This is a genomic window from Variovorax sp. GW821-FHT09B05, assembly GCF_059418265.1.
On sequence record NZ_JBWKPN010000003.1, the window covers coordinates 481,881 to 507,829 of the forward strand.

General features: G+C 68.7%; 25 protein-coding genes and 1 riboswitch. Of the genes, 18 read left to right on the forward strand and 7 right to left on the reverse strand.

The window, feature by feature from the left end; genetic code table 11:
* Positions 1-117 precede the first annotated feature (117 nt).
* The 3 genes from gyrB to dnaA all read right to left on the reverse strand — a co-directional run bounded on the left by gyrB (position 118) and on the right by dnaA (position 5,488).
* Complete coding sequence (gene gyrB, locus AC07RM_RS10670; protein WP_093343598.1) at positions 118-2,739, reverse strand: DNA topoisomerase (ATP-hydrolyzing) subunit B; 2,622 nt, start codon at positions 2,737-2,739, stop codon at positions 118-120.
* A 141-nt stretch (positions 2,740-2,880) separates the two neighbouring features.
* Positions 2,881-3,987, reverse strand: coding sequence for a DNA polymerase III subunit beta (dnaN, locus tag AC07RM_RS10675; RefSeq protein WP_093343596.1), 1,107 nt, complete (start codon positions 3,985-3,987; stop codon positions 2,881-2,883).
* 121 nt (positions 3,988-4,108) lie between these two features.
* A complete protein-coding gene (gene dnaA / locus AC07RM_RS10680) occupies positions 4,109-5,488 on the reverse strand; it encodes a chromosomal replication initiator protein DnaA (protein ID WP_093343595.1) in 1,380 nt (459 codons plus the stop codon).
* A 374-nt stretch (positions 5,489-5,862) separates the two neighbouring features.
* On the opposite strand from dnaA, the gene rpmH reads away from it, so the two are divergent.
* From rpmH to AC07RM_RS10715, 7 genes are all read left to right on the forward strand, one after another.
* On the forward strand, positions 5,863-5,997 hold the full coding sequence (gene rpmH / locus AC07RM_RS10685) for a 50S ribosomal protein L34 (RefSeq protein ID WP_007834827.1): 135 nt from the start codon (positions 5,863-5,865) through the stop codon (positions 5,995-5,997).
* A gap of 86 nt (positions 5,998-6,083) precedes the next feature.
* Positions 6,084-6,506 (forward strand): ribonuclease P protein component, encoded by a 423-nt coding sequence (locus tag AC07RM_RS10690; protein ID WP_093343593.1) that lies wholly within the window; start codon positions 6,084-6,086, stop codon positions 6,504-6,506.
* A complete protein-coding gene (gene yidD, locus AC07RM_RS10695; protein ID WP_093343592.1) occupies positions 6,503-6,790 on the forward strand; it encodes a membrane protein insertion efficiency factor YidD in 288 nt (95 codons plus the stop codon). The genes AC07RM_RS10690 and yidD overlap by 4 nt, the downstream gene beginning before the upstream one ends.
* Positions 6,787-8,475 (forward strand): membrane protein insertase YidC, encoded by a 1,689-nt coding sequence (gene yidC, locus AC07RM_RS10700; protein ID WP_296775589.1) that lies wholly within the window; start codon positions 6,787-6,789, stop codon positions 8,473-8,475. Before yidD ends, yidC begins: the two co-directional genes overlap by 4 nt.
* A gap of 76 nt (positions 8,476-8,551) precedes the next feature.
* Complete coding sequence (gene mnmE, locus AC07RM_RS10705) at positions 8,552-9,961, forward strand: tRNA uridine-5-carboxymethylaminomethyl(34) synthesis GTPase MnmE (protein WP_495334432.1); 1,410 nt, start codon at positions 8,552-8,554, stop codon at positions 9,959-9,961.
* 106 nt (positions 9,962-10,067) lie between these two features.
* On the forward strand, positions 10,068-10,529 hold the full coding sequence (locus tag AC07RM_RS10710; RefSeq protein WP_093343587.1) for a Crp/Fnr family transcriptional regulator: 462 nt from the start codon (positions 10,068-10,070) through the stop codon (positions 10,527-10,529).
* Positions 10,530-10,605: 76 nt separating this feature from the next.
* Positions 10,606-11,559: a zinc-ribbon domain-containing protein gene (locus AC07RM_RS10715; protein ID WP_495334433.1), complete on the forward strand. Its 954-nt coding sequence runs from the start codon at positions 10,606-10,608 to the stop codon at positions 11,557-11,559.
* Between the two features lie 12 nt (positions 11,560-11,571).
* Here AC07RM_RS10715 and AC07RM_RS10720 read toward each other — a convergent pair whose 3' ends face one another.
* On the reverse strand, positions 11,572-13,557 hold the full coding sequence (locus AC07RM_RS10720) for a monovalent cation:proton antiporter family protein (RefSeq protein WP_093343585.1): 1,986 nt from the start codon (positions 13,555-13,557) through the stop codon (positions 11,572-11,574).
* A 166-nt stretch (positions 13,558-13,723) separates the two neighbouring features.
* On the opposite strand from AC07RM_RS10720, the gene AC07RM_RS10725 reads away from it, so the two are divergent.
* Genes AC07RM_RS10725 through AC07RM_RS10740 form a run of 4 tightly spaced genes read left to right on the forward strand, consistent with a single transcriptional unit; the run spans position 13,724 to position 16,716 of the window.
* Positions 13,724-14,725, forward strand: a complete 1,002-nt coding sequence (locus AC07RM_RS10725; RefSeq protein WP_261212095.1) for a KpsF/GutQ family sugar-phosphate isomerase — start codon at positions 13,724-13,726, stop codon at positions 14,723-14,725.
* Positions 14,725-15,273: a KdsC family phosphatase gene (locus tag AC07RM_RS10730; RefSeq protein ID WP_093343582.1), complete on the forward strand. Its 549-nt coding sequence runs from the start codon at positions 14,725-14,727 to the stop codon at positions 15,271-15,273. The genes AC07RM_RS10725 and AC07RM_RS10730 overlap by 1 nt, the downstream gene beginning before the upstream one ends.
* Entirely contained in the window at positions 15,270-15,917 is a 648-nt protein-coding gene (gene lptC, locus AC07RM_RS10735) for an LPS export ABC transporter periplasmic protein LptC (RefSeq protein ID WP_093343580.1), read from the forward strand. Before AC07RM_RS10730 ends, lptC begins: the two co-directional genes overlap by 4 nt.
* A 10-nt stretch (positions 15,918-15,927) precedes the next feature.
* Positions 15,928-16,716 (forward strand): SDR family oxidoreductase, encoded by a 789-nt coding sequence (locus tag AC07RM_RS10740; RefSeq protein ID WP_495334434.1) that lies wholly within the window; start codon positions 15,928-15,930, stop codon positions 16,714-16,716.
* A gap of 71 nt (positions 16,717-16,787) precedes the next feature.
* Here AC07RM_RS10740 and rbp read toward each other — a convergent pair whose 3' ends face one another.
* Positions 16,788-17,324 carry an RNA-binding regulator gene (gene rbp / locus AC07RM_RS10745; protein WP_495334435.1) on the reverse strand — a complete coding sequence of 179 codons (537 nt, stop codon included), beginning with the start codon at positions 17,322-17,324 and terminating at the stop codon, positions 16,788-16,790.
* A 266-nt stretch (positions 17,325-17,590) separates the two neighbouring features.
* A riboswitch (yybP-ykoY riboswitch) is annotated at positions 17,591-17,698 on the forward strand.
* Between the two features lie 90 nt (positions 17,699-17,788).
* Between rbp and AC07RM_RS10750 the strand changes: the two genes are divergently transcribed.
* From AC07RM_RS10750 to AC07RM_RS10765, 4 genes are all read left to right on the forward strand, one after another.
* Positions 17,789-18,352 (forward strand): TMEM165/GDT1 family protein, encoded by a 564-nt coding sequence (locus AC07RM_RS10750; protein ID WP_057597363.1) that lies wholly within the window; start codon positions 17,789-17,791, stop codon positions 18,350-18,352.
* Positions 18,353-18,508: 156 nt separating this feature from the next.
* On the forward strand, positions 18,509-19,669 hold the full coding sequence (gene metX / locus AC07RM_RS10755) for a homoserine O-succinyltransferase MetX (protein WP_208508942.1): 1,161 nt from the start codon (positions 18,509-18,511) through the stop codon (positions 19,667-19,669).
* Positions 19,666-20,253, forward strand: a complete 588-nt coding sequence (metW, locus tag AC07RM_RS10760) for a methionine biosynthesis protein MetW (RefSeq protein ID WP_057597361.1) — start codon at positions 19,666-19,668, stop codon at positions 20,251-20,253. Before metX ends, metW begins: the two co-directional genes overlap by 4 nt.
* Before the next feature lie 16 nt (positions 20,254-20,269).
* Positions 20,270-20,857: an IMPACT family protein gene (locus AC07RM_RS10765; protein ID WP_296775609.1), complete on the forward strand. Its 588-nt coding sequence runs from the start codon at positions 20,270-20,272 to the stop codon at positions 20,855-20,857.
* On the opposite strand, the gene AC07RM_RS10770 is transcribed toward AC07RM_RS10765, so the two are convergent.
* A complete protein-coding gene (locus AC07RM_RS10770; protein ID WP_495334436.1) occupies positions 20,802-21,755 on the reverse strand; it encodes an ion transporter in 954 nt (317 codons plus the stop codon). The genes AC07RM_RS10765 and AC07RM_RS10770 overlap by 56 nt on opposite strands.
* Before the next feature lie 266 nt (positions 21,756-22,021).
* Here AC07RM_RS10770 and AC07RM_RS10775 point away from each other — a divergent pair, with 266 nt between their 5' ends.
* Positions 22,022-22,543, forward strand: coding sequence for a bactofilin family protein (locus AC07RM_RS10775; RefSeq protein WP_256222563.1), 522 nt, complete (start codon positions 22,022-22,024; stop codon positions 22,541-22,543).
* 31 nt (positions 22,544-22,574) lie between these two features.
* Here AC07RM_RS10775 and AC07RM_RS10780 read toward each other — a convergent pair whose 3' ends face one another.
* Positions 22,575-23,477, reverse strand: a complete 903-nt coding sequence (locus AC07RM_RS10780; protein WP_495334437.1) for a DUF72 domain-containing protein — start codon at positions 23,475-23,477, stop codon at positions 22,575-22,577.
* A gap of 95 nt (positions 23,478-23,572) precedes the next feature.
* Between AC07RM_RS10780 and AC07RM_RS10785 the strand changes: the two genes are divergently transcribed.
* Together AC07RM_RS10785 and AC07RM_RS10790 are read left to right on the forward strand one after the other, a co-directional pair.
* Complete coding sequence (locus tag AC07RM_RS10785) at positions 23,573-25,084, forward strand: M20 family metallopeptidase (RefSeq protein WP_093343569.1); 1,512 nt, start codon at positions 23,573-23,575, stop codon at positions 25,082-25,084.
* Positions 25,081-25,944, forward strand: a complete 864-nt coding sequence (locus tag AC07RM_RS10790; protein WP_495334438.1) for an alpha/beta hydrolase — start codon at positions 25,081-25,083, stop codon at positions 25,942-25,944. Before AC07RM_RS10785 ends, AC07RM_RS10790 begins: the two co-directional genes overlap by 4 nt.
* The last annotated feature ends 5 nt before the right edge of the window (positions 25,945-25,949 follow it).

The window sequence follows — 25,949 nt, forward strand, 5'->3', positions numbered from 1 at the left end:
CCGCCGCGAGGCGGCATGGGAATGGTGCGAAGGCGCCGGGCGCGACGATCGGGCGCCCCATGAAAAACGCCGCCGGGTGCGAACCACGGCGGCGTGACGGCGAGGGCGGAAATCGACTCAGACGTCGATGTTCGCCGCCCGCAGCGCGTTCTGCTCGATGAACTCGCGGCGCGGCTCCACCTCGTCGCCCATCAGCATCGTGAACACGCGGTCGGCCTCGATCGCGTCGTCGATCTGCACGCGCAGCAGGCGCCGCACGGTCGGGTCCATGGTGGTTTCCCACAGCTGCTCGGGATTCATCTCGCCCAGGCCCTTGTAGCGCTGGCGCGCGGTGGCGCGCTCGGCCTCGCCGATGAGCCACAGCATGGCCTGGCGGAAATCGAACACCTTCTCTTCCTTGGCGCGCTCGCCCTCGCCGCGGCGCACCACGGCGCCCTCGGGGCTCAGCAGGTTGCGGAAGGTATCGGCGGCGCCGGACAGCGCGGCGTAGTCGGCGCCGTGCACGAAGTCCTGCGTGATCACGCTGCTCTTGATGTTGCCGTGGTGGCGGCGGCTGATGCGCAACAGCGGCTTGTCGGTGCGGGCGTCGAACTCGTTGCTGACCTCGGCCGGCACGCCGGTGGTGTTGAGCTCGCGCAGCTTGGCCTGCAGCGCCACGGCCGAGGCCTCGGCCGCGGGCGTGGTGTCGAGGTCGAGCGCCACGCCGTCGGCGATGGCGCGCAGGGCCTCGGCGTCCATGAAGTTGCGCAGCCGGTGGATCACGGCCTCGGCCACCTGGTGCTTGCGCGCCAGCTCGGCCAGCGTGTCGCCGCTGAGCGTGTGGGAGGTGGCGCCGCCGGTCTCGATGCTGGCGTCCTTCAGCGCGACCTTGAGCAGGAAGGCGTCGAGCGCATTGCCGTCCTTCAGGTACTGCTCTTCCTTGCCAACCTTGACCTTGTACAGCGGCGGCTGCGCAATGTAGATGTGGCCGCGCTCGACCAGCTCGGGCATCTGGCGGTAGAAGAAGGTCAGCAGCAGCGTGCGGATGTGCGCGCCGTCCACGTCGGCGTCGGTCATGATGATGATGCGGTGGTAGCGCAGCTTGGCGACGTTGAAGTCGTCGGCGCCGCCGCCCGCGGTGGTCGCGCCGGCACGGCCGATGCCGGTGCCCAGGGCGGTGATCATCGTGAGGATTTCGTTGCTGGTCAGCAGCTTCTCGTAGCGCGCCTTCTCGACGTTCAGGATCTTGCCGCGCAGCGGCAGGATGGCCTGGAACTTCCGGTCGCGGCCCTGCTTGGCGGAACCGCCGGCGGAGTCGCCCTCCACCAGGTAGACCTCGCACAGCGCCGGGTCCTTCTCCTGGCAGTCGGCCAGCTTGCCCGGCAGGCCCATGCCGTCGAGCACGCCCTTGCGGCGCGTCATCTCGCGCGCCTTGCGCGCGGCTTCGCGGGCCCGGGCGGCCTCGACGATCTTGCCGCAGATGATCTTGGCGTCGTTCGGGCGTTCCTGCAGGTAGTCGGTCAGCAGGCGGCCGACGATGTCCTCCACCGGCGCGCGCACTTCGCTGGACACCAGCTTGTCCTTGGTCTGGCTCGAGAACTTGGGCTCGGGCACCTTCACGCTCAGCACGCAGCACAGGCCTTCGCGCATGTCGTCGCCGGTGACCTCGACCTTGGCCTTCTTGGCGAACTCGTTCTCTTCGATGTACTTGTTGATGACGCGGGTCATCGCGGCGCGCAGGCCCGTGAGGTGGGTGCCGCCGTCGCGCTGCGGGATGTTGTTGGTGAAGCAGAGCACCTGCTCGTTGTAGCCGCTGTTCCACTGCATCGCGACTTCTACGCCGATGTGCGTGCCGGGGATGCCGCCGTAGGTGTCGGCCGGCTTCTCGCCCTCGGCGTAGAACGAGTTCGGGTGCAGGACGGTCTTGCCCTTGTTGATGAACTCCACGAAGCCGCGCACGCCGCCGGCGCCCGAGAAGTCGTCTTCCTTGCCGCTGCGCTCGTCCTTCAGGCGGATGCGCACGCCGTTGTTCAGGAAGCTCAGCTCGCGCAGGCGCTTGGAGAGGATCTCGTAGTGGAAATCGTTGTTCTCCTTGAAGATTTCCGTATCGGGCAGGAAGTGGACCTCGGTGCCGCGCTTGTCGGTGTCGCCGATGATCTTCATCGGCGAGACCTCGAAGCCGTTCACGGTTTCGAGCAGGCGGTTCTGCACGAAGCCGCGGCTGAACTCGAGCTCGTGGATCTTGCCTTCGCGCCGCACCACCAGGCGCAGCATCACGCTCAGCGCGTTCACGCAACTCACGCCCACGCCGTGCAGGCCGCCCGAGACCTTGTAGCTGTTCTGGTTGAACTTGCCGCCCGCGTGCAACTCGGTCAGCGCGATCTCGGCGGCCGAGCGCTTGGGCTCGTGCTTGTCGTCCATCTTCACGCCGGTCGGGATGCCGCGGCCGTTGTCGGTCACCGAGATCGAGTTGTCGGAATGGATGGTGACGACGATGTCGTCGCAGTGGCCGGCGAGCGCTTCGTCGATGGAGTTGTCGACGACCTCGAACACCAGGTGGTGCAGGCCGGTGCCGTCGGAGGTGTCGCCGATGTACATGCCGGGGCGCTTGCGAACGGCCTCGAGGCCTTCGAGGATCGTGATCGAGCCTTCGCCATAGGAGGTGTCGGGCGTGACCTCGATCGGCACCGCGTTGTCGATCTCGGGTGTGTAGACCGGTTCGGTGTGCGGCACTTCCGGCTTGTTCTCTTCTGCGCTCATTCGGATATTCCTCTATCTCTCACGGATTCACGGGGTCCACGGACTCGCGGGCACCCGGTTTTTCAGGCCTCTTGAAAGCGCAAACCCGCGGGGGCGAACCGCGGGCTGTGTGCGCCAGGGCGCTGCGACGATGCGGGGTGACTAGATCCGCATCGGCATCACGACGTACTTGAAGGACGCGTTGTCGGGGATGGTCAACAGCGCGGAGCTGTTGGAATCGGCCAGGTCCAGCTTCACCATGTCCTGGCCCATGTTGGCCAGCGCGTCGATCAGGTAGGTGACGTTGAAGCCGATCTCGATGGCGTCGCCGCCGTAGTCGATGTCGAGCTCGTCCTGCGCTTCTTCCTGTTCGGCGTTGTTCGAGGCGATGCGCAAGGTGCCCGGCTCGATGTTCAGGCGCACGCCCTTGAACTTCTCGCTGGTCAGGATCGCGGTGCGCTGCAGGCTGGCCAGGAGCGGCGCGCGGCCCAGCGTGACCGAGTTCTTGTGGTTCTTCGGGATCACGCGGTTGTAGTCGGGGAACTTGCCCTCGACCAGCTTGGTGACGAACTCCATGCCGCCGAAGCTGAACTTGGCCTGGTTGTTGGCGAACTGCATCTCGATCGCGCCTTCGGCGTCGGACAGCAGGCGCTGCATCTCGAGCACGGTCTTGCGCGGCAGGATCACTTCCTGGCGCGGCACTTCCACGTCGAGCGTGGCGGAGGAGAACGCGAGGCGGTGGCCGTCGGTGGCGACCAGGCTCAGCTGCTTGCCCTCGGCGACGAACAGGATGCCGTTGAGGTAGTAGCGGATGTCGTGCACGGCCATCGCGAACGAGACCTGCGAGAGCAGGTCCTTCAGCGTCTTCTGCGGCACGCTGAACACCGGGCCGAAGTTGGCGGCTTCCTGCACCAGCGGGAAGTCTTCCGCGGGCAGCGACTGCAGCGTGAAGCGGCTCTTGCCGCCCTTGAGCACCAGCTTGCTCGCGCTCGACTCGAGGCTCACGGTCTGGTCGGACGGCATGGTGCGCAGGATGTCGATCAGCTTGCGCGCGCCGATGGTGGTGGTGAAGTTGCCTTCGTCGCCGCCGAGCTCGGCGGTGGTGCGGATCTGGATCTCGAGGTCGCTGGTGGTCAGCTGGATCTGGCCACCGGTCTTGCGGATCAGCACGTTGGCGAGGATCGGCAGGGTATGGCGCCGTTCCACGATGCCCGCCACCGACTGCAGCGCGGCGAGGACTTTGTCTTGTGTTGCCTTCAGGACGATCATGTCTTCTACCTCTTCTCTTATCTCTTTGAATCAGCTTGGTCGATCAGGGCCCCACCGCCCCGCACAGACCGCCATTCTCCGCTGTCGCGGCGTCCGGCCTGGTTGACTTTGGTTTTCAGTTTCAACCCTTGAGCGTCTGCTCGAGCACGTGAAGCTGCTGGTTGAGCTCGGTGAGCTGCTGGCGCTCGCCCGAAATCTTGCGCACCGCGTGCAGCACGGTCGTGTGGTCGCGTCCGCCGAACAGCTCGCCGATCTCGGGCAGGCTCTTCTGCGTCAGCTCCTTGGCCAGGTACATCGCGATCTGCCGCGGCCGCGCGATCGAGGCCGGGCGCTTCTTGCTGTACATGTCGGCGACCTTGATCTTGTAGTAGTCGGCCACCGTCTTCTGGATGTTTTCCACCGAGATCTGCCGGTTCTGGATCGACAGCAGGTCGCGCAGCGCCTCGCGCGCCAGGGCGATCGAGATCTCCTTCTGGTTGAAGCGCGAATAGGCCAGGATCTTGCGCAGCGCGCCCTCGAGCTCGCGCACGTTGGAGCGCACGTTCTTGGCCACGAAGAAGGCGACTTCCTCGGGCATCTCGGCGCCCTCGACGCGGGCCTTGTTGATCAGGATCGCCACGCGCATCTCGAGCTCGGGCGGCTCGATCGCCACCGTGAGGCCCGAATCGAAACGCGAGACCAGCCGCTCGTGGATGTCCGCGAGACCCTTGGGATAGGTGTCGCTGGTCATCACGATGTGCGACTTCTTGGCCAGCAGGGCTTCGAAGGCGTTGAAGAATTCTTCCTGCGTGCGGTCCTTGTTGGCGAAGAACTGCACGTCGTCGATCAGCAGCAGATCGAGCGAGTGGTAGCGCTCCTTGAACTCGTCGAAGGTCTTGCGCTGATAGGCCTTGACCACATCCGAGACGAACTGCTCGGCGTGGATGTAGAGAACTTTGGAATCGACCCGGTCGGCCAGCAGCCGGTTGCCCACCGCGTGCATCAGGTGGGTCTTGCCCAGGCCCACGCCGCCGTAGATGAAAAGCGGGTTGTACAGATGGCCCGGCATGCCGGCCACGTGCATCGCCGCGGCGCGCGCCATGCGGTTGGCCGTGCCTTCGACCAGGGTGTCGAAGGTGAGGCCCGAATTGAGGCGGTTCTTGAAGCCCGCGGCCGGCGGTTCCTCGCCCGGGCCGGCCACGTCGCGCGGCACATCGGTTTCGGTCATGACCGCGACCGGTGCAGCACGCACGGGGATTTCCCGAGGAGCAAGCGCTAACTCGACGACCACGGGCTGGCCGTAGATCTTCTCGGCCATGCCGGCGATCTTGCCGGCGTACTGGGCCCGGATCCAGTCGAGCTTGAAGCGGTTGGCGACGAACACCGTCATGCGCGAGAGGTCGTCGGCGACCTCGGCGGTGAGGGGCTTGATCCAGGTGTTGAACTGTTGCTCGGACAGCTCCTGCGCGAGCTGATCGACGCAGGCCTGCCAGAGGCTTTCGCCGACGCCGTCAGTCGACATGGGTGCTCGGATTTTGGATGGTTCCCTCTGCCATTTTTTGCTGTTTGTATTGTGGATATTCTCTGCTGGAAGGCGCCGCGCATTCTAACTTGTCAAAACCTTATCCACATACCCCGGGCGGCCGGCGAAAGGCCCGCAAAGTCGCTCGAAGATTGTTGTGCGGCCGAATGTTTGCGATAATTGCGGGTTTCCCTGAAAACCTCTTTGCGTCTTTCGGGGTCCGACCGAAATCACCGGCCCAGCCAACAACGAAGCCGGAACCAACCGCACCCAGCGCCTTTCGCGCATTCCTCGCCCGTCGAGCCCATGGATTCCCCATGGCCCGATGACCGCGCGGAAATGCCGAAGAAACAGGGGAATCAGGAAATCTCATCATGAAACGCACCTACCAAGCATCCAAAGTCCGCCGCGCCCGTACCCACGGCTTCCTGGTCCGCATGAAGACCCGTGGCGGCCGTGCCGTCATCAACGCACGCCGCGCCAAGGGCCGCAAGCGCCTGGCCGTCTGACGCCCGACCCACGGCAGTTGCCAGCAGCAGGAACGCCGGGGCCAGCTTCGACGGCTCGCGCCAGCGGCGTGTCCAGTCCGGCTCCCATGCAGCGGCTCAAGACCCGCGCGCAATTCCAGGCCGTTCTCGCAGGTGCCACCGTGGCCCGCACTGCCCATTTCGCATTGCATCGCTGCGCGCTCGATTCCGAATCGAGCGCGCAGCTTTTTGCGTCCGACGACGTCTGGCTGGGTGCCATGGTGCCCAAGCGCTGGGCGCGCCGCGCGGTCACGCGCAATGCGATCAAGCGCCAGATCTACAGCGTGAGCGCCCTGCCCCACGCGGGATTGCCGCGCGCGGCGCACGTGGTTCGCCTGAAAGCCGCCTTCGACCGCAAGGAATTCGTGAGCGCCTCGTCCGAGCGGCTCAAGCGAGCCGTGCGGGCCGAACTCGAACTGTTGCTGGAGCGCGCCGCGCGCCCGGCACCGGCGCGCGCGCCTGCCGCGCCACCCGCACGGTCTTCTCCATGAAACGCCTGCTGATCGGCCTCGTCAAAGGCTATCGCCTGCTGCTGAGCCCCTGGCTCGGGCAGTCGTGCCGTTTCGAGCCGACCTGCTCGGTCTATTCGATCGAGGCGCTCGAGGTGCACGGCGCACTCAAGGGCAGCTACCTCACGCTGCACCGCATCGCGCGCTGCCAGCCCTGGTGCCAGGGCGGGCACGATCCGGTCCCACCGAAATCACAGCGTCGCACGAACCGGTCAGGCTCGCTGTTTTCGTCTCTTCTCTCCTCCGACAAGAAGTCTTCGTCATGAACGATATCCGCCGCACGATCCTGTGGGTGATTTTTGGGTTCTCGCTGGTGCTGCTGTGGGACCAATGGCAGGTCTTCAACGGCAACAAGCCGACCTTCCTGCCCTCGACCAAGCCCGCCGTCACGGCGCCCGCGCCCACCACCGGCGCCGCCGGCAGCAGCGTGCCGAGCGCCAGTGCCGCACCGGGCGCCAGCGCCGGCGCCGTGCCCACGCAGGCCGCGGCCGCCGCGCCGAAGGAACAGGTCACGGTCACCACCGACCTGTTCAAGGCGACCATCGACAGCGAAGGCGGCACGGTCAACTACCTCGAGCTGCTCAAGTACGACGAGAACGACCGCACCAAGCACGTGGTGCTGTTCGAAAACGGCTCGCCGGCCACGCGCTACCTCGCGCAGACCGGCCTGCTGAACCAGGTCGACACCGGCGAGCGCTTCCCGAACCACCTGACGCCGATGGCGCCCAAGGCCGGTCCGCGCGAAATGGCCGCCGGCCAGAACACCCTCGAGGTCGGCTTCGAGAGCGCCCCCGTCGGCGGCCTCAAGTACGTCAAGACCTATGTGTTCCACCGCGGCGACTACGCCATCGGCGTGCGCCATGAAGTCGTGAACGTGAGCGACCAGCCGCGCGACGCGCAGCTCTACATGCAGCTGCTGCGCCACGGCACCGTGGCCGCCAGCACCATGTTCGGCACCAACACCTTCACCGGTCCGGCCGCCTACACGAACGAGAAGAAGTTCCACAAGCTCGACTTCAAGGACATCACCAAGGGCAAGGTCGAGCCCCCGCCGGCCGCCAACGACGGCTGGATCGCGATGGTCCAGCATTACTTCGTGTCGGCCTGGCTGCTGCGCGGCGACCCGGCCAGCGAAGGCCTGAAGCGCGAATTCCGCGTGAAGGACCTGGGCGATAACCTCTACACCATCGCCATGGTGGCCACGCTGCCGAAGATCGCCCCGGGCGCGACCCAGGTGGTCAACAGCACGCTGTTCGCCGGTCCCGAGGAAGAGAAGAAGCTCGAAGCCATCGCGCCCGGCCTCGACCTGGTCAAGGACTACGGCATCTTCGCGATCATCTCGAAGCCGCTGTACTGGCTGCTCAACCAGCTGCACGGCCTGATCGGCAACTGGGGCTGGTCGATCGTGGCGCTGGTGGTGCTGCTGAAGGCCGCCTTCTACTGGCTCAACGCCAAGGCCTACGCGAGCATGGCCAAGATGAAGGCCATCAACCCGAAGATCATGGAAATGCGCGAGCGGCTGAAGGACAAGCCGCAGGAAATGCAGCAGGAGATGATGCGGATCTACAAGACCGAGAAGGTCAATCCGATGGGCGGCTGCTTCCCGATCGTGATCCAGATCCCGGTGTTCATCGCGCTGTATTGGGTGCTGCTGTCGTCGGTCGAGATGCGCCACGCGCCCTGGATCGGCTGGATCACCGACCTGTCGGCACCCGACCCCTGGTACATCCTGCCGATCGTGATGACGGCCACCTCGCTGCTGCAGACCTGGCTGAACCCGACGCCGCCCGATCCGATGCAGGCCAAGCTGATGTGGATCATGCCGCTGGCCTTCAGCGTGATGTTCATCTTCTTCCCGGCCGGCCTGGTGCTGTACTGGATCACGAACAACATCCTGTCGATCGCCCAGCAGTGGGTGATCAACAAGCGGCTCGGCGTGCTCGGCAAGTAGGCCGGCGCAGCGTCACCGTTTTTCCCGAGGGGCCGCGCGAGCGGCCCTTTGTCGTTTTTGCTGAAAGAATCCGCCCATGCTCGCCCGCGCCTCCGATCCCATCGTCGCCATCGCCACCGCTTCCGGCCGCGGCGCGGTCGGCATCGTGCGGGTGTCGGGCGCGCGGCTCGCGCCGCTGATCGAGGCGCTGTGCGCGCGGCCGCTCAAGCCGCGCGAGGCCACCTACCTGCCCTTTCGCGATGCGGCGGGCGAGGCGGTCGACCACGGGCTGGCGATCCATTTCCCCGCGCCCCATTCGTTCACGGGCGAGGACGTGCTCGAGCTCCAGGCCCATGGCGGCGCGGTCGTGCTGCAGCTGCTGCTGGCGCGTTGCCTCGAGGCCGCGGCCGAGCCCGATGCCGTCACCGGCCGCCCGCGGCTGCCGGGCCTGCGCGTGGCCGAGCCCGGCGAGTTCAGCCAGCGCGCCTTCCTCAACGGCAAGATCGACCTGGCCCAGGCCGAGGCGATCGCCGACCTGATCGACGCCAGCACCGAGGCCGCGGCGCGCAGCGCCGGGCGCTCGCTGTCGGGCGCCTTCTCGCGCGAGATTCACACCCTGCGCGATGCGCTGATCCACCTGCGCATGCTGGTCGAGGCCACGCTCGACTTCCCCGAGGAGGAGATCGACTTCCTGCAGAAGGCCGATGCCGCGGGCCAGCTGGCGCGGCTGCAGGGCCAGCTCGCGGCCGTGCAGCAGCGCGCGCGCCAGGGCGCCCTGCTGCGCGAGGGCATCAAGGTGGTGATCGCGGGCCAGCCCAATGCCGGCAAGAGTTCGCTGCTCAACGCGCTGGCCGGTGCCGAACTCGCGATCGTGAGCGCCGTGGCCGGCACCACGCGCGACGTGGTGTCGCAGACCATCCAGATCCACGGCGTGCCGCTGCACGTGGCCGACACCGCGGGGCTGCGCGAGAGCAGCGACGAGGTGGAGCAGATCGGCGTGGCGCGTGCCTGGGGCCAGATCGAGAGCGCCGATGCGGTGCTGTTCCTGCACGACCTGACGCGCGCCGCTGCGCCCGACTACGCCGCGGCCGACGCCGAGATCCTGCGGGGCCTGCGCGAGAAGCTGCCCGCGGGCGTGCCCGTGCTCGACGTCTGGAACAAGCTCGACGCGGCGGGGTCGACACCCGCGCCGGCCGAAGGCATCGCGCTGTCGGCCAAGACCGGCGCCGGCATCGAGGCGCTGCGCGAGCAGCTCTTGGCCATGGCCGGCTGGCAGGCCGTGCCCGAGGGCGTGTACCTGGCGCGCGCGCGCCATGTGCAGGCGCTGGGCCAGGTCGAGATGCACCTGGCGCTGGCGGCCGAGCACCTGGCGGCCCATGCCCAGTCGCTCGACCTGCTGGCCGAGGAACTGCGGCTGGCGCAGAACGCGCTCAACGAGATCACCGGCGAGTTCGGCGCCGACGACCTGCTGGGTGTCATCTTTTCGCGTTTCTGTATCGGCAAATAGCGACACTCGGCGCGGCCGGCGCCGTCATTGCGTAAACATTTGTAGCCGAAATGTGGGCCGTTCGCGGATACTCCGGCTGAACTGCCCGGGGGCAAGTGAGAGCAGCATGTCCATCCAGAACCTGAGCCGCGCGATCGCGGACAACACCAGCAACGATGCCTTTGCGCTGATCCTCAATGTTCAGCAGTGGGACACGCTGGCCGGGTATCTGCAGCCGCAGGACGTCACCGTCGGCGACGTGCTGATCGCCCAGGGCGCGCAGGACCGTTCGGTCTTCTTCCTCGAGAGCGGCGCGATCAGCGTGCACCGCGTGAGCAGCAAGGAGCAGATGCGCCTGGCGGTGCTCACCGCGGGCTCGGTGGTCGGCGAAGGCTCGTTCTTCTCGCGCCAGCCGCACGCGGCCAACGTGGTGGTCACGGGTGCCGGACGGGTCTGGCGCCTCACGACCACCCGCTTCTCGGAAATGTCGAACCGTCAACCGAACCTCGCGCTCGAGCTCACGATGGCGCTCGGCGCGGTCATCGCCAAGCGCATGGCGCACCGCTCCAAGCGGGTCGCGGTGACCTGAGGCGCCGCCACCAGACGACGAGCCCCATGCGGCCCCTGCCAGCCAGCATGCCTTTCCTCGATTGCCTCACTTCGCCATGGCCTTGATCTGTCCCGTCTGCAGCGCGGAGAACCGCGAGGGCGCGAACTTCTGCATGCGCTGCGGCGAGCGGCTGACGCCGGCTTCCGCGCCGCCGGTTCCGCCCGCGCCCACGCCCAATCCGAGCACGCGCTTCGAGCGCGAATGGGCCGCGACCGCGCCCGCGCAGCTGCGTGCGCCGACCATTCCCGGCGAGCTCTACGATGCGGCCGCCGTCACGCCCGGCGGCGGCAAGGGCCAGCCGCGGGACGGCGATGCCGACCGGACCGTGCTGGTCGGCAGCGGCAAGCCGAAGCGCGCGCCGAAGCCGGAAGCCTCGTCCGACGAATCCGCCGAGGCCCGGCGTGCGCGCCGCCACGAGCGCGCGCAGGCCCAGGCAGCCCAGCCGGCGGTCGGCCGCAGCGGCATGTGGCTCTGGATCGGCCTGCTGGTGCTGGGCGTGGCGATGATCGCGGCGGGCTGGTATGGCTTCGGCAGCCGCGGTGCCGCGCCTGCGGCACCCACGCCGGCTGTCGTGGCGCCCGCGCCGCAACCGGTGCCGGCACCGCCGCCCGCGCCTGTCGAGCCGGTTCCTGTTCCGGCGGCGGAAGCGCCTCCGGCCCCCGTGGCACCCGCCGCGCCGGCCGTGGAGGAATCCCCCGCGCCCGTAACCAAGCCCACCGTGGCCGCTCCGCCGAAGGCCGCGCGCAAGGCGGCGACTCCCGCAGCAGCGCCGGCTGCGACCGAGGCACCCGTGGCAGCGCCGCCACCCGCGGCGGCTCCCGCGCCGGCACCGGTGGCCGCGCCGGCCGATCCGCAATCGCAGTGCGGCGACCGCAACTTCATCGCCAAGGCCCAGTGCATGGCCGCGCAATGCGCCAAGGCCGAGTTCCGCGGCCACGCGCAGTGCGAGGCGGTGCGGCGCCAGCAGCAGCTCGACGAAGAGAAGCGCAACCCGACGCTGGTGAACTGAGCCCGGGCAGGCTCAGCCCTTCTGCAGCCGCTCGATCGCCATCGCCAGCGCGGCCGGCTTGCCCGACAGCACCAGCGTGTCGCCGTCCGACAGCACGGTGTCCTCGGCCGGCACGCGCGGCTGGCCGTCCTGGCGCCGCAGGCTCGCCACCCGCACGCCCAGGCCCTGCAGCGACAGCCGCTCCAGCGTCTGGCCGATGGCGCGCGCGCCGGCCGTGAGCGTGAAGGTGTTGAGGCGCTCGTGGTCGAGCTCGTCGGCGTTGTCGTCGTCGGCGCCGTGGAAGTAGCCGCGCAGCAGGTTGTAGCGCGCGTCGCGCTGGTCCTGCACCACGCGGATCACGCGCCGCATCGGCACGCCGACCAGCGCCAGCGCATGGCTGGCGAGCATCAGCGAGCCCTCGATGGCCTCGGGCACCACCTCGGTCGCGCCGGCGGCCTGCAGCTTCTCGAGGTCGTGGTCGTCCTGGGTGCGCACGATCACCGGCACCTGCGGCGCATGGGCGCGCGTGTTGGCCAGCACCTTCATCGCGCCGGGCACGTCGAGGTAGGTCACGACCACCGCGCTGGCGCGCGCCAGGCCCGCGGCCATCAGCGCCTGCAGCCGCGCCGCGTCGCCGAACACCACCGAGTCGCCGGCCGCGGCGGCCTGGCGCACGCGGTCGGGATCGAGGTCGAGCGCCATGTAGGGGATGCCTTCGCGCTCGAGGATGCGCGCCAGGTTCTGGCCGCAGCGGCCGTAGCCGCAGATGATCACGTGGCGCGCCGTGTTGATCGTCTTGCGCGCGATGCTCGTCATCTGCAGCGACTGCTGCAGCCAGTCGCTGGCCACCAGCTTGCGCACGATCGCGTTGCTGTACATCACGATGAAGGGCGTGGCCAGCATCGACAGCACCATCGAGGCCAGCACCGGGTTGGCCAGCCAGGGCGGCAGCAGGCTGCGTTCCTGCGCCAGCGTCAGCAGCACGAAACCGAACTCGCCGGCCTGCGCCAGGTACAGGCCGGTGCGCAGCGACACGCCCGAGGTCGCGCCCAGGCTGCGCGCGAGCAGCGTCACCAGGCCGAGCTTGAACAGCAGCGGCACCAGCAGCAGCACCGCCACCAGCACCCAGCGCTCGACCACGATGTGCCAGTCGAGCGACATGCCCACGGTGATGAAGAACAGGCCCAGCAGCACATCGTGGAAGGGGCGGATGTCGGTCTCGACCTGGTGCTTGTATTCGGTCTCCGAGACCAGCATGCCCGCGATGAAGGCGCCCAGCGCCAGGCTCAGGCCCGCGAGCTCGGTGAGCCAGGCCAGGCCCAGCGTGACCAGCAGCACGTTGAGGATGAACAGCTCCTCGCTGCGCCGGCGCGCCACCAAGGTGAGCCACCAGCGCATCACGCGCGGCCCGCCATAGAGCAGCACGCCGATCAGCAGGCAGGCCTTGAGCAGCGCGAAGCCCAGCGCCTTGGCCAGCGCCTCGGGCGGCGCGCCCAGCGCGGGGATCAGCACCAGCAGCGGCACCACCGCCAAGTCCTGGAACAGCAGCACGCCCATCACGCGCTTGCCGTGCTCGCTCTCGAGCTCGAGCCGCTCGGCCATCAGCTTGACCACGATGGCGGTGCTGCTCATGGTGAGCGCGCCCGAGAGCGCCAGCGCGGTCTGCCAGCCCAGGCGCCAGTCGGGCGGCAGGAAGGAGGCGATCAGCAGCGCGCCCACGGTGGCGATCGCCATCGTCAGCAGCACCTGCAGCAGCCCGAGCCCGAACACGTGCTTGCGCATCGCGCGCAGCTTGGGCAGGCTGAATTCGAGCCCGATCACGAACATCAGGAACACCACGCCGAATTCGCCCAGGTGCCGGATGCCTTCGGAGTTCTGCGCCAGCGCCAGCGCATGCGGGCCGATCAGCACGCCGGCCGTCAGGTAGCCGAGCATCGGCGGCAGCTTGAGGAAGCGGCATGCCACCACGCCGATCACCGCGGCCACCAGATACAAGAGCGTGAGATCGAACGAAGACATGGTGGGCGATGCTAGAGCAAGAGCCGTGCGCGCGTGGCGAGGGGCTTACCGGGGGCCGAGGCGCCGCGGGCCCCGCGCGGCGCGGCTTTCGGGCCCATTCCGGGTCGCGGCGTAGGGGCTCGCCGGGAACCGCGGGGCGGCGGGGCGCGGCCCGTAAAATCCGCCGATGCCCTCCAGCTCCCCCACGCCCCCCGTGGTCGATCCCGCCGCGATGCTCGCGCGGGCACGCGCCACCTTCGACATCGAAGCCGAAGCCGTGCTCGGCCTCAAGGCGCGCGTGGGCGACAGCTTCGTTGATGCCGTGCGCAAGATCCTCGAGGTGCGCGGCCGCGTGGTCGTGATGGGCATGGGCAAGAGCGGCCACGTCGGCCGCAAGATCGCCGCCACCCTGGCATCGACCGGCACGCCGGCGATGTTCGTGCACCCGGCCGAGGCCAGCCACGGCGACCTCGGCATGATCAAGGCGGTCGACCTCGTGCTCGCCATCTCCAACAGCGGCGAGGTCGAGGAGCTCACGGTGATCCTGCCCGTGGTCAAGCGCCAGGGCGTGCCGCTGATCGCGATCACGGGCCGCGCCGATTCCACGCTCGCCCGGCACGCCGACATCGTGCTCGACGCCGGCGTCGCCAAGGAAGCCTGCCCGTTGAACCTCGCCCCCACCGCGAGCACCACCGCCCAGATGGCGATGGGCGACGCGCTGGCCGTGGCGCTGCTCGATGCGCGCGGCTTCGGCTCGGAGGATTTCGCGCGTTCGCATCCGGGCGGGGCGCTGGGGCGCAAGCTGCTCACGCATGTGAGCGACCTCATGCGCACCGGCGCCGACGTGCCGCGCGTGGCGCCGGGCGCCAGCTTCAGCGAGCTGATGCGCGAGATGAGTTCCAAGGGCCTGGGTGCCACCGCGGTGGTCGATGCCGAGGGCCGCGCCATCGGCATCTTCACCGACGGCGACCTGCGCCGCAGGGTCGAGACCGGCGGGGACCTGCGCGGCCTTACCGCGGCCGACGTCATGCACCGCGGTCCGCGCACCTTGCGCGCCGACGCGCTGGGCGTCGAGGCGGCCGAGCTGATGGAACAGCATCGCATCACCAGCGTGCTGGTGGTCGACGCCGAGGGCCTGCTGATCGGCGCCCTCAGCATCAACGACCTGATGCGCGCGAAGGTCATCTGATGCCCTTCGAATTCCAGCCAGAGACATTGCTCGCCGCGCAGGACATCCGCATCGCCTTCTTCGACATCGATGGCGTGCTGACCGATGGCGGCGTCTACTTCACCGAGCACGGCGAGACCCTCAAGCGCTTCAGCATCCTCGACGGCTACGGCCTGAAGCTGCTGCGCAAGGCGGGCATCCTGCCCGCAGTGATCACCGGGCGCGATTCCAAGCCGCTGCGCGTGCGGCTCGAGGCGCTCGGCATCGAGCACGTGCGCTACGGCACCGAGGACAAGCTGCCGGCCGCCGAGGCCATGCTGCAGTCGCTGGGCTTCGGCTGGCCGCAGGCCGCGGCCATCGGCGACGACTGGCCCGACCTGCCGGTGCTGGGGCGCGTGGGCTTCGCGGCGGCGCCGGCCAATGCCCACGTCGAGGTGCGCGACGCCGTGCGCTACGTGACCCGCGCGCGCGGCGGCGAAGGCGCGGCGCGCGAATTCTGCGATCTGCTGGTCACGGCCAGCGGACAGTACCGGCGCCTGCTCGACGTCGCACGGAACACCGCCCTATGAAGCAGGCCTGGAACCTCCTGCGCGACGTCCTCGATCGCGTCACCATCTACCTGCCGATCATCCTGACGGCCGCCGTCGCGCTCGGCACCTACTGGCTGGTGCGCAATGCGCCCAAGCTGCTCGAGCCGACCGCCAAGGTCGCGCCCACCCACGAGCCCGACTACTTCATGCGCGGCTTCGTCATCAAGAACTTCCTGCCCAGCGGCGACCTGCGCAGCGAGCTGTTCGGCAAGGAAGGCCGGCACTACCCCGACACCGACACCATCGAGGTCGACGAGGTGCGCATGCGCTCGGTGTCGCCGCAGGGCTTCACCACCCACGCCACCGCCAACCGCGGGCTGTCGAACTCCGACGGCAGCGAGATCCAGCTGTTCGGCAACGCGGTCGTCATCCGCGACGCGGCCGTCGGCGCCAACGGCAAGACCTCGCCGCGCCTGGAGTTCCGCGGCGATTTCCTGCATGCCTTCCTCGACACCGAGCGCGTGCAGTCGAACAAGCCCGTCACGCTGATCCGCGGCACCGACCAGTTCACCGCCGACACGATGGACTACGACAACCTGACCGGCATCGCCAACCTCAACGGCCGCGTGCGCGGCACGATGGTGCCCTCGGCCAAGGCGGCCGGTGCCGCGGGCAAGCGCTGAGCGCCGCGCCATGACCACCGCGCCGTCGCCCCTCGTCTTCATCACCGGCGCCTCCAGCGGCATCGGCCAGGCGCTCGCCGCGCGCTTCTACGACGCCGGCTACCGGCTGGCGCTGGTCGCGCGTCGCACCGGCGAGATCGAAGCCTGGGCCAACGCGCGCGGACTCGACCGCGGCCGCTACCTGATCTACAGCGCCGACGTCGCGCGCACCGACAGCATCGTGGCCGCCGGCGCCGCCTGCATCGAGCGCCAGGGCGTGCCCGACGTGGTGATCGCCAATGCCGGCATCAGCGTGGGCATCGACACGGCGGAGCGCGAGGACCTCGACGTGCTGACGCAGACCTTTGCCACCAACAACGTCGGGCTGGCCGCCACCTTCCATCCCTTCGTGCGCGCGATGGTGCGGCGCGGCAGCGGGCGGCTGGTCGGCATCGCGAGCGTCGCGGCCATCCGCGGACTGCCGGGGCACGGCGCCTACTGCGCGAGCAAGGCCGGCGTGGTCGCTTACTGCGAGAGCCTGCGCGGCGAGCTGCACGGCAGCGGCGTCAAGGTCGTGACCCTGCTGCCCGGCTACATCGACACCCCGCTCACGCAGGGCAACCGCTACGGCATGCCGTTCCTGATGAAGCCCGAGGCCTTCGCCGACCGGGCGCTGGGCGCGATCGAGAGCGGCGCCAGCTATCGCGTGATTCCCTGGCAGATGGGCGTGATCGCCAAGATCATGCGCATGCTGCCCAACGCGCTGCTCGACCGCGCGGTGCAAGGACGCGGGCGGAAGAAGCGGCGCGGCGAAGGCTGAACCCGAGGCCGTACCGGCCGCGGCAACGAAAAAGGCTCCCGAAGGAGCCTTTTGTCTTTTTTGGAAAGCGATCAGTAGCCGCTGTTGCCGCCGCCACCGTAGCCGCCGCGACCACCGCCGCCGCCGCCACGCGGGCCGGCGCCGTAGGGGCTGCGGAAACCGCCATCGCCACCACCGCCGCCGCCGCCACTGCGGCCACCGCCGCCGTAGCCACCACCGCCGCCGCTGCGACCGCCGCCACCACCACCACCGTAGCCGCCACCACCGCCGCCGCCGTAGCCACCGCCACCACCGCCGCCATAACCACCACCGCCGCCGCCGTAGCCGCCGCCACCACCACCGCTGCGCGGGGGACGTGCTTCCATCGGACGGGCTTCGTTGACGACCACGCTGCGGCCGCCCAGGGGTTGGCCGTTCATGCCGTTGATGGCGGCCTGTGCTTCCGCTTCACTGCCCATCTCGACGAAGCCGAAGCCCTTCGAGCGGCCGGTATCGCGTTCCATCATGACCTTGGCGCTGGTCACAGCACCGAACTGACCGAATGCCTGCTCCAGATCACCGTCGCGCACCGAGTAAGGCAGGTTGCCGACGTACAGTTTGTTGCCCATCAAGGGACTCCTATAAACACATCAAGAAAAGCGATGGAGTCCCGATTAGCATCACTCAAACGAGAGCCGCCGAGTCGCGCGAAACTGTCCGATCACCCAGTGCCTCCAACCCGAAATGAAAAGGGAGGCTCGTGCATTATGGGTGAAATACAAGAAATGCAAGCAGGAATTTGCTTCTTGCGGTAGCACAGATTTTGGCTCTTGGAGTTAGCGCACGCTTACTAACCAGGCCCCGAACTGGGCCTATGACACTTAAGGGTTAGAATTCGCCCGTCATTGGGGAGTAGCCGCCTTCCGTCTACGAGAAGGGCCCGCGTCAACAGACTTGTCCTGCCCCACACAGGACATGGCGCGGGCAGTGAAGAACAACACCTGGCGAGACCATTGACCGTGCAACTTCGGGAAATTTGGCCGAAGGTGTTGCACGGTCAATTGCGTCCCTTCGGCCAAGGAACCGTTTTTTCATGGAAGCTTTTCTCGTCGCGACCGGCGTCGTCGCGCTCGCCGAAATGGGCGACAAGACCCAGTTGCTCGCCCTCCTGCTGGCAGCCCGTTTCAGAAAACCCTGGCCGATCGTGGCGGGCATCTTCGCCGCCACCGTCATCAACCACGCGCTCGCGGGCGCGGTCGGCAACTGGATCACCCACTGGCTCGGCCCCGACATCCTGCGCTGGATCCTCGGCGGCTCCTTCATCGCGATGGCGATCTGGATGCTGATCCCCGACAAGCTCGACGACGACGATGCCCCGCGCTCCTCGCACTTCGGCGTCTTCGGCACCACGGTGGTCGCCTTCTTCCTCGCCGAGATGGGCGACAAGACGCAGATCGCCACCGTGATGCTCGCGGCGCGCTTCACCGAGGCCTATTTCTGGGTCGTGGTCGGCACCACCTTCGGGATGATGCTGGCCAACGCGCCGGTGGTCTGGCTCGGCGACCGCATCGTCAAGCGCGTGCCGATCAAGCTCGTGCACTCGATCTCGGCCGTCATCTTCCTGGTGCTGGGCGTGGTCGCGCTGATCGGCTGGTAGCGCCGCCGTCCAAAGCCCGGGGCCTGCCGTCCCGGGCCCGCGGCGATATACTGCCGCTCGCGCCGATTTGCTCCAGCTTGCGGGCGCTTGATAAATACAGCTAAAGACGGATGCCGTGACCCGGCTCGTTTTTGGCGAGGCCGGGTTTTTCATTTCATGTCCTCGTTGGTCGTCACTCCCCAGTCGATGCAGTTCGCGGGCCCGCTGGCCCTGCGCAGCGGCGCGACCATCGGCAGCTACACGCTCGCCTACGAAACCTACGGCACGCTCAATGCCGAGCGCAGCAATGCGGTGCTCGTGTGCCACGCCCTCAACGCCTCGCACCACGTCGCGGGCGTCTACGAGGGCCAGGCCCGCTCCGCGGGCTGGTGGGACAACATGGTCGGGCCCGGCAAGCCGCTGGACACCGACCGCTTCTTCGTCATCGGCGTCAACAACCTCGGCTCCTGCTTCGGCTCCACCGGGCCGATGCACGTCAACCCCGCGACCGGCCGCGTCTACGGTGCCGACTTCCCGGTGGTCACGGTCGAGGACTGGGTCGACGCCCAGGCCGCGCTGCTCGACGCGCTCGGCATCCGCACGCTCGCGGCGGTGATGGGCGGCAGCCTCGGCGGCATGCAGGCGCTGTCGTGGACGCTGCAGTACCCCGAGCGCGTGCGCCACGCGGTGGTGGTCGCCAGCGCGCCCAACCTCACGGCCGAGAACATCGCCTTCAACGAGGTGGCGCGCCGCGCCATCGTGACCGACCCCGACTTCCACGGCGGCCACTTCTACGAGCACGGCGTGATCCCCAAGCGCGGCCTGCGCATCGCCCGCATGATCGGCCACATCACCTACCTCAGCGACGACGTCATGAACGCGAAGTTCGGGCGCCTGCTGCGCAACGCGGTCGAGGGCGAGGCGGCCCGCGACGACGCGGCCTACCGCTACTCCACGCAGGAGATCGAGTTCCAGATCGAGAGCTACCTGCGCTACCAGGGCGACAAGTTCAGCGAGTACTTCGACGCCAACACCTACCTGCTCATCACGCGCGCGCTCGACTACTTCGACCCCGCGCGCGAGCACGGCGGCAACCTCACGGCCGCATTCGCACGCGCCAGCGCCAAGTTCCTGCTCGTGAGCTTCAAGACCGACTGGCGCTTCTCCCCCGCGCGCAGCCGCGAGCTGGTGAAGGCGCTGCTCGACAACCGCCGCAACGTGAGCTACGCCGAGATCGACGCCCCGCACGGCCACGACGCCTTCCTGCTCGACGACGTGCGCTACATGGGCGTGGTGCGGTCCTACTTCGAGCGCGTGGCCCAGGAGATCGCATCGTGAGCGACAACGACATCCAGCGCCACATCGCCGCGCTCGTGCCCGAGGGCTCGCGCGTGCTCGACCTCGGCTGCGGCGACGGCGCCCTGCTCGCGCTGCTGCAGCGCGAGCGCGGCTGCACCGGCTACGGCGTCGAGATCGCCGACGGCAACGTGCTGCAGTGCATCCGCCGCGGCGTCGACGTGATCCAGCTCAACCTCGACGAAGGCCTGGCGATGTTCGACGACGCCACCTTCGACGTGGTGCTGCAGATCGACACCCTGCAGCACCTGCGCAATGCCGAGGTGATGCTGCGCGAGACCGCGCGCGTGGGCCGCTTCGGCATCGTGGCCTTCCCCAACTTCGCGCACTGGCCCAACCGCATCAGCGTGGCGCGCGGCCGCATGCCGGTCACGCGGCGGCTGCCCTACCAGTGGTACGACACGCCCAACATCCGCGTGGGCACCTTCAAGGACTTCGAGGTGCTCGCGCGCAAGAACAACCTGCGCGTGCTCGATGCCTTCGGCCTGCAGGACGGCCGCGACGTGCGCTGGCTGCCCAACGCGCGCGCCAGCACCGCGGTGTTCAAGTTCGAGCACGGGGGCTGAAGGCGCCCCGCCGCCCATGGCGTTCACGCTCGCCCAGCCGGTCCACAGCGAACTGCTGATCAAGAAGAGCCGCTTCATCGGCTGCGTGCAGTCCGTGCCCGACCGCGAGGCGGCGCTGGCCGTCGTCGCCGCGCTGCGCGCCGAACACCCGGGCGCGGCCCACGTGTGCTGGGCGCTGATGGCCGGCGGCCAGTCGGCCGCCAACGACGATGGCGAGCCGGGCGGCACCGCGGGCCGGCCGATGCTCGAGGTGCTGCGCCACCAGCAGATCGAAGGCGCGCTCGCGACCGTGGTGCGCTACTTCGGCGGCGTGAAGCTCGGCGCGGGCGGGCTGGTGCGCGCCTACACCGACAGCATCGCGCAGGCGCTGACCGGCGCGCGGCTGGTGCCGCTGGTGCGCCTGCGCACGCTGCGCTGCGAAGTGCCCTATGCGCTCGAGGGCCTGGTGCGGCGCGAGCTGGCCGCGGCCGGCGCGGTGCTCGAATCGGTGGCGCACGCCAGCACGGTGGCCTTCGTCTTCGCGCTGCCCGAGACCGCGGCCGAGGCCTTCATCGCGCGCCTCGACGATGCTGCCCAAGGGCGCGTCGCCTGGCCGCGGGCGTGATCCGCTTGCGCGGCACGGCCGGCGCATCGGCCGCGTCGGGCGCCAGCGCCGTCATCGCGAGCACGCCGCGCGCCGCCAGCGGCAAGGCCGCCGCGCCGCCCTCGTCGTCGAAGGGCCGTCGCGCCATCTCGGCCGTCACGATGCCGGTGGGCACCGCGAGCACGCCCCAGCCCAGCAGCATCATCACCGAGGCGATCGCGCGGCCCAGGTCGGTCTTGGGCACCAGGTCGCCGAAGCCCACGGTGGCCATGGTCGAGATCGCCCAGTACACCGCCACCGGGATGCTGGTGAAGCCGTGCTGCGGGCCCTCGACCACGTACATCAGCGTGCCCATCACCAGCACCACCAGCATCACGAAGCCGACGAACACGGTGATCTTGCGGCGGCTGGCCGCCACCGCCGAAACCAGCGCGCGGTATTCGGCCGAATAGCGCGAGAGCTTGAAGATGCGGAACACGCGCAAAAGCCGCAGGATGCGCACGTCGATCAGGTAGGCGAGCTCGGGCGTGAGGATGGCCAGGAAGGTCGGCAGCAGCGCCAGCAGGTCGATCACGCCGTAGAAGCTCAGCGCATAGCGCAGCGGCCGCTTCACGCAGGCCAGGCGGCCCAGGTACTCGAGCGTGAAGAGCGCGGTGAAGAACCATTCGAGCACGCTGAAGGTCGAGCCCCAGCGCTGGTGGATCGGCTGCACGCTGTCGAGGATCACCACCGCCACGCTGGTCACGATCACGGCGATCAGCACCAGGTCGAACAGCCGGCCCGCGCGCGATTCGGATTCGAAGATCACCGAGAACAGCGAGCGGCGCCAGCCGTGCGCGGGCTTGCCGAAGCGCGCGTCGCCGGCTGCGGCCTCGGCCGTGAGGGAAGCGATGGTGTCTCTCGAGAGGAAGGTCGTCATGGTGGCGGGTCGCTGGTGGGCTGCGGCGCATTGTCGATGCGCACGTGCATCGTTCGGGTCGGAGTCCGTCGCATACGGCGCGAACTGCGGGAACTTCCCGCGCTTCGCGCACCCGTGAAAGGACATCGTCCTTTGTGGTTGGCACCGCCAGCGAATCGGGCGATGATGGCGCGCGACCGATTTATTCGGTTACGCCTCTTGCGCAATGAAGTGCAGGAGGCCTCCAGCGCATTCTTACGATAGTCCTTTTCATGAGGAGCTCTCTTTTGGCCACTTCTTCCTCCCCTTTCTTCGGCAAGCGCGAACGCGAAAACGATGCATTGACCTCCAGGCCCGCGCCGCTCGTGGGCTCGGGCACCAACCTCTCGGGCTCCCCCGTCAATCCCTCCTCGTTGACCGCCCAGGCCGGCCTCAATGCCGCCGCCGCCGCACCCGCCGTGAAGGAAGGCGGCAGCAAGCTCACCGTCGGCCCCAACATCAAGCTCAAGGGCGTCGAGATCACCGACTGCGACACGCTCGTGGTCGAAGGCCTGGTCGAGGCCACGATGGACTCGCGCCTGATGCAGATCGCCGAACAGGGCGAGTTCAAGGGCTCGGCCGAGATCGACATCGCCGAGATCCGCGGCGTGTTCGACGGCAACCTCACGGTGCGCGAGAAGCTCGTGATCCATTCGACCGGCAAGGTCACGGGCAAGATTCGCTACGGCAAGATCGTGATCGAGGAAGGCGGCCAGATCTCGGGCGAAATCAGCTTCGGCGCGAAGCCCGCGGTGCAAGCCGCGGCCTGATCGGCCGTTTCCGATCGCCGCGCGGGCCGGGTCAGGCTTTCTTCGAAGCCGCCCCGGTCTTCTTTTTTTTGGCCGCCGTGCCCGCCGCCTTCTTCGCGGCAGCCGGCGGCTTCGGCGTTTTGGGCGCCTTCGGTGCCGCTGCCGGTTCTTCCGCCGGTGCCGGCGCTTCCCAGCCCAGGCGCTTGAGCAATTCCGCCGCCGCCGCTGGTGCGCGCTCCTTCGCCCCGTTGATGAAGTAGACGAACACCTCGCGCGGCTTCGCGCTCGTTCCGGCCCAGCCCTGCGCGCGTTCGGCCCAGTCGTCGAGCGCCTTCGCCGCATAGCCGGTCTTCTGTTTCGCGTCGGCCATCATGAGCCGCGCATAGGCGAACTCGCCCTCGGGCTCCTCGAAGGACGGAAACTTGTCGGCGTCGGTGAAGACGGTCGACACCTTGTGCTTCTTCGCGAGCGCCTTGTAGGCCGGCACGATGAAGCTCTCGTGGCGCACGTCCATCACGTGGCGCAGCGGCGTGCTGCCCTCCTTCTTCGGCAGCAGCTCGAGGAAGGCCTCGAAGTCCTCGGCATCGAACTGCTTGGTCGGCATGAACTGCCAGACGATCGGCCCGAGCTTGGGGCCGAGCTCGGTCACGCCGCTGTCGATGAAGCGCCGGATCGATTCGCCCGCGGTGGAAAGCAGCTTGCGGTTGGTCGCGAAGCGCGAGGCCTTCATCGAGAACACGAAGCCCTCGGGCGTGTCGTCGCGCCACTTGCGGAAGTTGTCGGGCTTGAAGGTGCTGTAGTAGGTGCCGTTGATCTCGATCGCGCTGACGTGGCGGCTCGCGTAGTTCAGTTCCTTCGCGTGCGCGAGCCCCTTGGGGTAGAAGTTGTCGCGCCAGGGCTCGTAGGTCCAGCCGCCGATGCCCACCTTGATCCGAGTCGTCGATGCCTTGCTCACGTCGCCCTCCAGGTTGATCGACCGCACTCTACGCGCCCGCGGCCATGGGCGCAAAATGCGGCTTTTGTCTCGCCACCCCACCGCGGAGAACCCCGATGAACGCTCCCCTGCACCGCGAAATTCCCGCCGGCCTGCTCGACGCCGAGCGGGCCCTGTCCGACGTCACCGCCCAGTGGGACGGCGACATCGTGCGCCAGCTCACCGACTACATCGCCATTCCGGCCAAGTCGCCGGGCTTCGACAAGGACTGGTCGGCCCACGGCCACCTCGAGACCGTGCTGCGCAATGCCGCCGCCTGGGTCGAGGCGCAGAAGGTCGAGGGCCTGAAACTGGAGATCGTGCGCCTCGAGGGCCGCACGCCGGTGCTGTTCTTCGAGGTGCCCGCCACCGGCACCGACATGCGCGAGACCGTGCTGATGTACGGCCACCTCGACAAGCAGCCCGAGTTCACCGGCTGGCGCAACGACCTCGGCCCCTGGACGCCCAAGTACGAGAACGGCCTGCTCTACGGCCGCGGCGGCGCCGACGACGGCTACGCGGTCTATGCCAGCATCGCGGCGCTGCAGGCCATCAAGCGCCAGGGCACGGCCCATCCGCGCATCGTCGGCCTGATCGAGACCTGCGAGGAGAGCGGCTCCTACGACCTGCTGCCCTACGTCGACGCGCTGCGTCCGCGCCTGGGCGAGGTCGAGCTGGTGATCTGCCTCGACTCGGGCGCCGGCAACTACGACCAGCTGTGGCTCACCACCTCGCTGCGCGGCATGGCCAGCGGCACGCTCAAGGTCGAGGTGCTGACCGAGGGCATCCACTCGGGCGATGCCTCGGGGCTCGTTCCCTCGAGCTTCCGCATCATGCGCCAGGTGCTCGACCGCCTCGAGGACAGCGCCACTGGCCGCCTGCTGCCCGCGAGCTTCCATTGCGAGGTGCCGCCCGACCGGCTGGCGCAGGCCAAGGCCACGGCCGCGATCCTCGGCGAGGAGGTCTACAAGCGCTTCCCGTGGGCGCACTACGACTGCGGCGGCTCCACCATGTTCGCACTGCCGACCACCACCGACCCGGTCGAGGCGCTGCTCAACCGCACCTGGAAGCCCACGCTGTCGGTGACCGGCGCCGAGGGCTTCCCGGCGCTGAAGGACGCGGGCAACGTGCTGCGCCCCTACACCGCCTTCAAGCTGTCGCTGCGGCTGCCGCCGCTGGTCGATGCGGCCGAGGCGGTCGGCAGCCTCAAGGCCCTGCTCGAGGACAACGCGCCCTACCAGGCCCGCGTCACCTTCGAAAGCAACGGCGGCGCCACCGGCTGGAACGCGCCCACCATCACGCCGTGGTTCGAGGACGCGCTCAACAAGGCCTCGCGCGCGCACTTCGGCGCCTCCTGCGGCTACATCGGCCAGGGCGGCACGATCCCGCTGATGAACATGCTGAGCGCCGGCTTCCCGACCGCGCAGATGATGGTCTGCGGCGTGCTCGGCCCGAAGAGCAATGCCCACGGCCCGAACGAGTTCCTGCACGTGCCCTACGCCAAGAAGCTCACGGCCGCCGTGGCCGAGGTGATCGCGGCGCTGCCGGCCGCGCACCGCGCCGCGCAGGAAGCACCGGCGGCCGCGTGAGCCCGCGGGCCGCGTTGCCCGAGCCGCAGCGCGTGTCGCTCGCCGCGCCCAGCGGCGAAACGCTGGTGCTGCGCCGCCTGCCCGCGCCGGGCCCGGCGCGCGCCGTGGTCGTGCTGGTGCACGGCCTCGGCGAGCATGCCGGGCGCTACCACGCGCTGGCCGAGCGGCTGCACGGCTGGGGCTTCGCCGTCTGGGCCCATGACCACCATGGCCATGGCGCCTCGAGCGGCGCACGCGGAGGCCTGCCGAGCGAGCTGCGGCTGGTCGACGACCTCGCGCTCGTGGTCGACGATGCGCGCACCGCCAACCCGGGCCTGCCGCTGGTGCTGCTGGGCCACAGCCTGGGCGGGCTGGTCGCGGCGAGCCTGGTGGCGCGCGGCGTGCGGCCGGTCGATGGGCTGGTGCTCTCGTCGCCGGGGCTCGATCCGGGCCTGAGCGGCTTCCAGAAGCTGCTGCTCGCGGTGCTGCCGCGCATCGCCCCCAACCTGCGCGTGGGCAACGGGCTCGACGACGACTTCCTCTCGCACGACCGCGCCGTGGTCCAGGCCTACCGCGACGATCCGCTGACCCACGACCGCATCGGCAGCCGGCTCGCGCGCTTCCTGGCCTACGAAGGCGAGACCGTGCTGCGCGCGGCGCCGCGATGGCCGGTGCCCACGCTACTGCTGTACGCGGGCGACGACCGGCTCGTGAAGCCGGCCGCCAGCCGGGCCTTTGCGCAGGCCGCCGCGGCCAGCGGGCAGGTCGAGGCGCATGGCTTCGAGACGCTCTATCACGAGCTCTTCAACGAACTCGAGGCGCAGCCGGTGTTCGATGCGCTCGAGCGCTGGCTGGAGCGGCGCTTTCCCGCCGCGGCCTGAGCGCG

What these genes read in the sequence shown, in the direction of transcription:
- AC07RM_RS10720 (WP_093343585.1), bottom strand. Translation starts at nt 13,557, where the DNA reads ATGTCTTCGTTCGATCTCACGCTCTTGTATCTGGTGGCCGCGGTGATC.
- AC07RM_RS10785 (WP_093343569.1), top strand. Translation starts at nt 23,573, where the DNA reads ATGAACGCTCCCCTGCACCGCGAAATTCCCGCCGGCCTGCTCGACGCC.
- AC07RM_RS10770 (WP_495334436.1), bottom strand. Translation starts at nt 21,755, where the DNA reads ATGACGACCTTCCTCTCGAGAGACACCATCGCTTCCCTCACGGCCGAG.
- yidC (WP_296775589.1), top strand. Translation starts at nt 6,787, where the DNA reads ATGAACGATATCCGCCGCACGATCCTGTGGGTGATTTTTGGGTTCTCG.
- AC07RM_RS10715 (WP_495334433.1), top strand. Translation starts at nt 10,606, where the DNA reads ATGGCCTTGATCTGTCCCGTCTGCAGCGCGGAGAACCGCGAGGGCGCG.
- dnaN (WP_093343596.1), bottom strand. Translation starts at nt 3,987, where the DNA reads ATGATCGTCCTGAAGGCAACACAAGACAAAGTCCTCGCCGCGCTGCAG.
- rpmH (WP_007834827.1), top strand. Translation starts at nt 5,863, where the DNA reads ATGAAACGCACCTACCAAGCATCCAAAGTCCGCCGCGCCCGTACCCAC.
- AC07RM_RS10710 (WP_093343587.1), top strand. Translation starts at nt 10,068, where the DNA reads ATGTCCATCCAGAACCTGAGCCGCGCGATCGCGGACAACACCAGCAAC.
- AC07RM_RS10725 (WP_261212095.1), top strand. Translation starts at nt 13,724, where the DNA reads ATGCCCTCCAGCTCCCCCACGCCCCCCGTGGTCGATCCCGCCGCGATG.
- lptC (WP_093343580.1), top strand. Translation starts at nt 15,270, where the DNA reads ATGAAGCAGGCCTGGAACCTCCTGCGCGACGTCCTCGATCGCGTCACC.
- AC07RM_RS10730 (WP_093343582.1), top strand. Translation starts at nt 14,725, where the DNA reads ATGCCCTTCGAATTCCAGCCAGAGACATTGCTCGCCGCGCAGGACATC.
- AC07RM_RS10765 (WP_296775609.1), top strand. Translation starts at nt 20,270, where the DNA reads ATGGCGTTCACGCTCGCCCAGCCGGTCCACAGCGAACTGCTGATCAAG.
- yidD (WP_093343592.1), top strand. Translation starts at nt 6,503, where the DNA reads ATGAAACGCCTGCTGATCGGCCTCGTCAAAGGCTATCGCCTGCTGCTG.
- gyrB (WP_093343598.1), bottom strand. Translation starts at nt 2,739, where the DNA reads ATGAGCGCAGAAGAGAACAAGCCGGAAGTGCCGCACACCGAACCGGTC.
- AC07RM_RS10740 (WP_495334434.1), top strand. Translation starts at nt 15,928, where the DNA reads ATGACCACCGCGCCGTCGCCCCTCGTCTTCATCACCGGCGCCTCCAGC.
- metX (WP_208508942.1), top strand. Translation starts at nt 18,509, where the DNA reads ATGTCCTCGTTGGTCGTCACTCCCCAGTCGATGCAGTTCGCGGGCCCG.
- AC07RM_RS10690 (WP_093343593.1), top strand. Translation starts at nt 6,084, where the DNA reads ATGCAGCGGCTCAAGACCCGCGCGCAATTCCAGGCCGTTCTCGCAGGT.
- rbp (WP_495334435.1), bottom strand. Translation starts at nt 17,324, where the DNA reads ATGGGCAACAAACTGTACGTCGGCAACCTGCCTTACTCGGTGCGCGAC.
- mnmE (WP_495334432.1), top strand. Translation starts at nt 8,552, where the DNA reads ATGCTCGCCCGCGCCTCCGATCCCATCGTCGCCATCGCCACCGCTTCC.
- dnaA (WP_093343595.1), bottom strand. Translation starts at nt 5,488, where the DNA reads ATGTCGACTGACGGCGTCGGCGAAAGCCTCTGGCAGGCCTGCGTCGAT.
- AC07RM_RS10750 (WP_057597363.1), top strand. Translation starts at nt 17,789, where the DNA reads ATGGAAGCTTTTCTCGTCGCGACCGGCGTCGTCGCGCTCGCCGAAATG.